The organism is Actinoplanes sp. NPDC026623 (genome assembly GCF_040638275.1).
GTDB lineage: Bacteria > Actinomycetota > Actinomycetes > Mycobacteriales > Micromonosporaceae > Actinoplanes.
Genome location: NZ_JBEZXZ010000057.1, coordinates 37,759 through 44,047 on the forward strand (window position 1 = coordinate 37,759; position 6,289 = coordinate 44,047).

10 protein-coding genes are annotated in these 6,289 nt (G+C 69.4%); 5 read left to right on the top strand and 5 right to left on the bottom strand.

What is annotated here, in order from left to right; genetic code table 11:
* Positions 1-39: 39 nt before the first annotated feature.
* The 3 genes from infA to AB0F10_RS18955 form a co-directional block, all read right to left on the bottom strand.
* Positions 40-264, bottom strand: a complete 225-nt coding sequence (gene infA, locus AB0F10_RS18945) for a translation initiation factor IF-1 (RefSeq protein ID WP_360626190.1) — start codon at positions 262-264, stop codon at positions 40-42.
* The gene (locus AB0F10_RS18950; protein ID WP_360626160.1) at positions 264-998 is read right to left on the bottom strand and encodes a GNAT family N-acetyltransferase; all 735 of its coding nucleotides are present in this window, start codon (positions 996-998) and stop codon (positions 264-266) included. Before AB0F10_RS18950 ends, infA begins: the two co-directional genes overlap by 1 nt.
* 409 nt (positions 999-1,407) lie before the next feature.
* A complete protein-coding gene (locus AB0F10_RS18955) occupies positions 1,408-1,845 on the bottom strand; it encodes a hypothetical protein (RefSeq protein ID WP_360626163.1) in 438 nt (145 codons plus the stop codon).
* A gap of 204 nt (positions 1,846-2,049) precedes the next feature.
* On the opposite strand from AB0F10_RS18955, the gene AB0F10_RS18960 reads away from it, so the two are divergent.
* Positions 2,050-2,382 (top strand): hypothetical protein, encoded by a 333-nt coding sequence (locus AB0F10_RS18960; protein WP_360626166.1) that lies wholly within the window; start codon positions 2,050-2,052, stop codon positions 2,380-2,382.
* A 97-nt stretch (positions 2,383-2,479) separates the two neighbouring features.
* Positions 2,480-2,884 carry a VOC family protein gene (locus AB0F10_RS18965; protein WP_360626169.1) on the top strand — a complete coding sequence of 135 codons (405 nt, stop codon included), beginning with the start codon at positions 2,480-2,482 and terminating at the stop codon, positions 2,882-2,884.
* 326 nt (positions 2,885-3,210) lie between these two features.
* Here AB0F10_RS18965 and AB0F10_RS18970 read toward each other — a convergent pair whose 3' ends face one another.
* Positions 3,211-4,182, bottom strand: a complete 972-nt coding sequence (locus tag AB0F10_RS18970; protein ID WP_360626193.1) for a YafY family protein — start codon at positions 4,180-4,182, stop codon at positions 3,211-3,213.
* A 97-nt stretch (positions 4,183-4,279) separates the two neighbouring features.
* On the opposite strand from AB0F10_RS18970, the gene AB0F10_RS18975 reads away from it, so the two are divergent.
* The 3 genes from AB0F10_RS18975 to AB0F10_RS18985 all read left to right on the top strand — a co-directional run bounded on the left by AB0F10_RS18975 (position 4,280) and on the right by AB0F10_RS18985 (position 5,798).
* Positions 4,280-4,678 (top strand): VOC family protein, encoded by a 399-nt coding sequence (locus AB0F10_RS18975; RefSeq protein WP_360626172.1) that lies wholly within the window; start codon positions 4,280-4,282, stop codon positions 4,676-4,678.
* Between the two features lie 336 nt (positions 4,679-5,014).
* Complete coding sequence (locus tag AB0F10_RS18980; RefSeq protein ID WP_360626175.1) at positions 5,015-5,353, top strand: DUF6223 family protein; 339 nt, start codon at positions 5,015-5,017, stop codon at positions 5,351-5,353.
* Between the two features lie 94 nt (positions 5,354-5,447).
* Positions 5,448-5,798 carry a DoxX family protein gene (locus AB0F10_RS18985; RefSeq protein WP_360626178.1) on the top strand — a complete coding sequence of 117 codons (351 nt, stop codon included), beginning with the start codon at positions 5,448-5,450 and terminating at the stop codon, positions 5,796-5,798.
* A gap of 64 nt (positions 5,799-5,862) precedes the next feature.
* Here the strand turns inward: AB0F10_RS18985 and AB0F10_RS18990 are convergent.
* Positions 5,863-6,289 (bottom strand): DUF4129 domain-containing protein (locus tag AB0F10_RS18990; RefSeq protein ID WP_360626181.1); only part of this gene is annotated, 427 nt, incomplete at its 5' end.

Here is a 6,289-nt window from a genome sequence, read left to right on the forward strand (position 1 = left end):
ACCGGCGCCGTTCCTCGTTCGAGACGCAGCAGCCAAGAACTAGTTGCGGTACCGGAAGAGGATCCGCCCCCGGGTCAGGTCGTACTGGCTGAGCTCCACGAGGACCCGGTCGAACGGCAGGATCTTGATGTAGTTCTTGCGGATCTTGCCGCTGATGTGGGCCAGGACGACGTGGCCATTGGTCAGCTCGACGCGGAAGTTGGCGTTGCGCAGGCACTCCACCACGGTGCCCTCGACCTGGATACCGTCGGTCGCCTTGACCATCACCGGATCACCAGTTCGAGGTTGCTGCCGTGCCGGCGCGCGCCGGCCGCTTCGACCAAGGCGATCGCCGCTGTGTTGGCCTCGTGGACCTCCGCCGAGACCGTCGCCACCCCGCGCTCGTGGGTCGCCCGCAGTACCTCCGCCAGCAGCGCCCGGCCGATGCCGCGGCGGCGATGGTCGGCCCGTACGGCGATGAGGCCGACCCGGGTGTGCCTCGGCAGCGGCGCCAGCCGGGCCAGGCCCACGTACGCGTCGGCCGCAGCGGCGACCACGTACCGGGCCGGATCGAGCGGCCGGGACAGTACCGCCGCCGGCATCTGATCCCAGCCGACGGAGGACTCGATCTCGGCGTGAATCGCGCGGTCGAGGCGGCGCAACGGGCGCAGCTCCGCGGTGCCGATGGGCAGCGTCGTCACGCCCCGCGGCGACGGGACGGGGACAGAGCCGGACGCCATGACGTACTCCCATTCCCGGCGCCGGGTGGTCAGACCGGCCTGCCGCCAGCGGGCGGTCAGGTGGAGGTCGGCCTCGTCCACGACCGTGTACAGCGGCCGGGGCAGCGCGGCCAGCATGACCGCGACGAGCCGCTCGAAGACCGAGTCGTGCCAGGCGTCGACGCTGAGGAAGAGGCGGCCGTCGGGCCGGGGCGACGTGTCGCCTCGGCCGACTACGAGGTCGTCGTCGAGGGCATGCCACTGCCGCTCGGCGACTCGCGTGATGACGAGTGTGTTCATCAGTGTCACCTTTCGGGAGATCCCATGGGGACGCTCCCGGGCGGCACCTAGCGCAGACGCCCGACCGTGACGGGGGTGGGGAGCACCCACTTCGCTACAACGTTCACGGTGCTCACCTCCTCGGGCCGGACCACGGTCGGGGAGCACGGTACCGCCACCGACGGCACCCGTCCACCGATTAACCGCGCGCCTCGGCCGGCGCTCCTGCGGCCCCTGACCCGGGACCGGGCCGTCGGCGCGCTACGTCGACGCCCGAGGTGGTCATGGCGTGGTACCGCGGTGCGGCGGGACACCGGCGGGTCGAGGCTGTGGCGGGCCGGCTGCAGCCGGCGGTTGAATCGCGACAGGCCGAGCGTGACGGCTTGCCAGCTGCCCGCCTGCTCGGCGGCATGACCGTACGTCGCGTCAGTCAGCCAGGCTGAATGTTGGGGATGGGCGTACCGAGTTCCCAGAACCTGTTGATCGCTTCCCAGTACTTCGCCGACAGCGGGCGGAGCCAAGGGCGGAACGCCTCGGGCTCAACGCCCCGCGAGGTGACGGTATGCATCTGCATGCCTTCGAGATAGCCGATCACGCCCAGCTCAGAGACGTACGCGTCGCCATGCAGGATCAGATGCTCGATGTAGTCGAAGGCGGCATCGAACTCGCTCGTGTCGCCGGCTGCGAGGCGGTCGGCGAGGTGGCCAACGACCCATGCCGCGTCCAGGTAGCCAAGACGACCACCGGGTGAACCCGGGTCGGCGTTGGCGTCAGCAACCTCGCCCCACTCCTCCGACAGTGACGCAAGCGCAGCGAGCAAGAGCGCAGGAACCTGCTCGGCGGTGACGTGTGCTCCGGTAGACCCCACGCACGCCAGCCTAATTGAGGCGTCCTTCGCCCTTCGGCACTGCGTCAACTATCGGCGCACACGTTGCCCTTGCAGCCGCGGTGGCGCGTGCATCTCGGCGCCACCGAGCCGACCGGCGAGGCCAAGGTGACGGCTGTCCCGTGCACTCCGCGGTAGGTGCGGTCGCTCTGGCGAGGCAAGCCGACGAGGTGCCATGATCGACTCATGTCGCTGTGGGAGGCCCTCTGGCGCTTCGGAGCGCCGGTCGTCTTCGTTGTCGGCGCCGCAGCCGCTGTTCTCGTCGCTCTCCGCGACCCGCCCAACAGATTCTCCCGGCCACGCGGCCGACAGTGGGCGTGGGTGGGGCTATGGCTGATGACGGCCGGCGATTCGGCGTTCGGCACTGACAGATCCTGGTTCGAACGTGCCTGGAAGGGCACCACCGCGCTGCTCTTCGCCGTAGCCGTCACCGCCGCTGCATGGCGCCACTACCGGTGGCGGAAGCACGTTCGGCTTACGGACGATTCACCTTCGCTCGACACCCGGCCGGACTCGTAGTTTCCCTGCTCTGCTTGGCGGCAGCCGCTGTGGCATCTTGACCTCAAGTCTGGGTGAGGTTGCATGGTGATCGTCGATCGAGGGAACGGAGTCTCGAATGATCGAACCAACGGCGGCGATCCGCATCGCCCGCCCCAGCACCGACCTGGCGGCCACCGAACGCTTCTACGCACAAGGGCTCGGATTGCAGGTGCTCTTCCGCGCGGAGGCCGAGTCGCCCGACGAGCATGACCTGGTCATCCTCGGCTGGCCACAGGCGTCGTGGCATCTCGAACTCGTCGGAGGACCGAACCTCAAGGCCTCACCATCACCGACGGCCGAAGACCTACTCGTGCTGTACCTGTCCGCACCGGTCGACGATTCCCTCGTCGCCAGGCTCGAGCGGGCCGGCGGTCGACGGGTCACCCAGGGCGCGTACTGGGACCGATGGGGTGTCACGGTGGAGGATCCCGACGGATATCGCCTGGTGTTGTCCAGCCGAGCCTGGTCCAACAGCACGTAGCCGACCGCGCCCGCTTCTGGGCCAGTAGCGGAGACGTGTGGGGCGGGGCCTACCCGGTAACGCGGGGGCCACCGTTGGTTCAGCGGGACCGGCTCCGGAGCGAGGTGCTCGCCGGCCAGTGCCCGCTCGGCGATCTCCTCGAAGCTGTACCCCCGGCGATGTCGCCCAGCTCGGCCGCTCGGGCTTGGATGGTTCGGAGCGCCCGGCGGGAGCCGAGGCTGCTCGTTGTTCTCAAGCATGGTGCAGCTCCCGGCGGGTAGGGCTCGCTGGGCAGGCCGAGGGTGTGCGGCGGCGGGGTCGCGCCGAGAGCAATGAGCCCAGGATGGCTACGACTGCGTCCGTGCCGAGGCCGCCAGCCGGTCGGCGAGCGCGATGACACGGTCGCGGAGCTCGTCCGGGCGTTCGATGACGAACGGCAGGTCCAGCGCCGCGAGCACGGCGGGCAGCCAGTCGAGACTTTCGGCCCGGATCTCCACGGACTGCCAGCCTTCGTTCTCGTCCCCTCGCACCTCGGCGACGCTGGCCGGTAGCCGTGTGCGGATCTGCTCGAGGGTTCCTTGTATCCGCAGCGTCACCGCGTGCCGGTACGGCGCCTGTGCCATCGAGGTGAGAAGGCGCCTTGCCGGATCGTTTCCGGCGGGCGGCGGCTCGAACGAGCCAGGAAGTGTTCTCGCGTCCGCGATGCGGTCGAGCCGGAAGGTCCGCTCCTCGCCGCCCTCCGGATCGGCCCCGGTGACGTACCACCGGCCGGCATGGTTGACCAGCCCGAACGGATACAGCACGCGAGCGCTCCGCCGGCCGTCACTCGAGGTGTATTGGAGCGAGATCGGCCGGTGATGGCGGACCGCGTCGGCGACGGTGAGCAATACACCTGTCTGCGGCGCAGGGAATTCGCCGGGTTCGGCGGTGAAAGCGAGGGATTCAAGTACGGTGTCCAGCCGATCCGCGATCCTCGGCGGCAGGACGCGACGAATCTTCGCGGCGGCCGTCTCGCCCGCCGTACCCGTTGCCGTCGCCAACCCGGCGCGTCGGCCGGCAACCAGGCCGAGCAGGACGGCCAGGGCTTCGTCGTCACTGAGCATCAGCGGCGGCAGACGATATCCGGCGGCGAGCCGATATCCGCCGTAGCGACCCCGCACCGATTCGACCGGCACCTCGAGGTCGACCAGATGACCCACGTAGCGCCGCACCGTACGCGGTTCGACGCCCAGGCGCCCGGCAAGTTCGGCCATCGTCCGGACGCCGCCGGACTGCAGGAGCTCCAGCAGCGTGAGGACCTGAGCTGTCGGTCGGGCCACGGCCCGAACTCTATTCGAATACTGGACCAGTTCTGTCCAGTATTCGGTCCAACATGGGTCTCGTCTCCAACACGACCGTACCGAGCAGGGAGAAGACATGGACTTCGTCTCGATCCGCATCATCACCGGCGACATCAACCGCCTGGTCGACTTCTACGAGAACATCACGGGCGTGCGGGCGGCCTGGGGCAACGAGGACTTCGCCGAGTTACGCACCACCCACGGCACGCTGGCGATCGGCAGCACCCGCACGGTCCCGCTGTTCGCACCCGGCTCGGCCCGCCCGGCCGACAACCACACCGTGATCATCGAGTTCCTCGTGGACGACGTGGACACGCTCTACGAGAAGCTGAGGAATGCGGTAGAGGACTTCGTGAACGAACCCACGACCATGCCCTGGGGTAACCGCGCCCTGCTCTTCCGCGACCCCGACGGCAACCTGGTCAACTTCTTCACCCCGGTGACCCCCGAGGCGATCGAGAAGTTCAGCCGCTGACCGGATCGGCGTAGCGTCGGTGCCGGCTCTCACCGACCGGCCGGGCGGAGGACACCGACTTCCGCGGCAACGTGACCGCGGTGCGGGTGCCGGTCTCCTTCTCCGGTCAGGGCAGACCCCTCCGTTCGCCGACGTGTGCGGATCCGGACGACTCGTACGAGCGAAGCAGCGGCGGCTACCGCGCATGCGGTAGATCTTCGGCGCGTACCCGCATCCGCAGTAGCGGGATCCCGCGCGTGCGGCAGCGTCGAGTGCCCACGCCGGGACGATGACCGGCGCGGACACACCGGACAGGATTGAGAACGGCAGCCGCCACGTGAGATGAGGAGAGACGACATGCCCGTTGACTACCTGTTCGCCGCGTCCACCGTCAGCGCGGGCACCCTGACGGTCGACCGAATCGTCGCCACCGCCGCCACGGTGGTGGCACTTGCCGCAGCGATCACCGGTGTACTGGCCTTGACCCGCTCCACCGGTCGCGGCGGAATACGCGCAACGACCGTCGCTCTGGTAGGCGGAGCGACCGGCATGGTCGTGGGTGGCCTGGTGGTCTCCACCGCCGACGGCGGCCCCGGTACCGGCAACGGCATCGTCGGCGGCTTCGCAGCGCTGGCGTTCGGGCTGATCGCCATCGTGCTCGGTGGACTGGCGCTCGTCCGCACCCGCCGAGCCTGAACGGCACACCGCCGCCTGTGGTGGGGCGTCGCAGCGACGTCACATTCCGCGGGGCGGGTTCGTCCGTACCGCAGACCACCACCATGGAGCGTTCATGTTCGCCGCTTACGTCACGATCACCATTCTCGCCTCGGTCTTCAACGGCATCGCCGCCGTCACTTACCTGATCGGCCACGACTATCCCAAGGCTCAGGCGGATATGAAGCGCGTGCCACGATCCTGGGTTCCGCTGCTGGGCGTGTTGCTGGCGGCAGGCTCGTTGGGTTTGCTGGCCGGGTTCGCCGTTCCCCTGCTGGGGACACTTGCTGCCGCCGGCCTCGTGTTGTACTTCCTCGGTGCGCTCGTCGCTCACCTGCGAGTCGGTTCCCGCCGGCTCGCGGGATGGGCCGTGTTCTTCTTCACCGCGGTGACCGTGCTGGCCGTGAACCTGAGCTACCACCGGTGATCCGTGCATCCGATCCCTGATGCGGTCTCACCCGCTTCTTGCGCCTCGACAAAGGCGGGTTGCCTCAGAGCCCGCGCAGGGTCGTCACTGCGCGCAAGCGGGCCTTGAGGGCGGGGTCGGCCAGGCCGAGTCGGATGCCGTAGACGGCCGACCAGGCCGCGCGGTGGTCGTCGGCCGAGGGCTCGGCGCCCGACCAAGCGGCCCGGTCGATCACCTCACCCAGCCGGCGCAGGTCGGTCGCCACCCGTGGGACTATCTCGGCGAGGTCACGCAGGGTCATCGCCCGGGTCACCGTCACGCCGTGGGCGCGCAAGCGGTCCCGGACCTCGCGCTCGGCATTGGTGACCGCCCCGCGCCGTCGTCGCCGGGCCCGCACGGCCCAGATCGCCGGCACCGCCACCGGCCACAGCAGAATTGCGGCGGGCAGGGCGAGCAACAGCGTCCAGGGCCGCCGGCGGGACGGCGGGCCCGCCGCGGACCGTGGCGGCGGG

Excerpts from the sequence above, each read along its gene's own strand:
- infA (WP_360626190.1), bottom strand. The coding sequence starts at position 264 with ATGGTCAAGGCGACCGACGGTATCCAGGTCGAGGGCACCGTGGTGGAG.
- AB0F10_RS18950 (WP_360626160.1), bottom strand. The coding sequence starts at position 998 with ATGAACACACTCGTCATCACGCGAGTCGCCGAGCGGCAGTGGCATGCC.
- AB0F10_RS18960 (WP_360626166.1), top strand. The coding sequence starts at position 2,050 with ATGTCGCTGTGGGAGGCCCTCTGGCGCTTCGGAGCGCCGGTCGTCTTC.
- AB0F10_RS18965 (WP_360626169.1), top strand. The coding sequence starts at position 2,480 with ATGATCGAACCAACGGCGGCGATCCGCATCGCCCGCCCCAGCACCGAC.
- AB0F10_RS18975 (WP_360626172.1), top strand. The coding sequence starts at position 4,280 with ATGGACTTCGTCTCGATCCGCATCATCACCGGCGACATCAACCGCCTG.
- AB0F10_RS18980 (WP_360626175.1), top strand. The coding sequence starts at position 5,015 with ATGCCCGTTGACTACCTGTTCGCCGCGTCCACCGTCAGCGCGGGCACC.
- AB0F10_RS18985 (WP_360626178.1), top strand. The coding sequence starts at position 5,448 with ATGTTCGCCGCTTACGTCACGATCACCATTCTCGCCTCGGTCTTCAAC.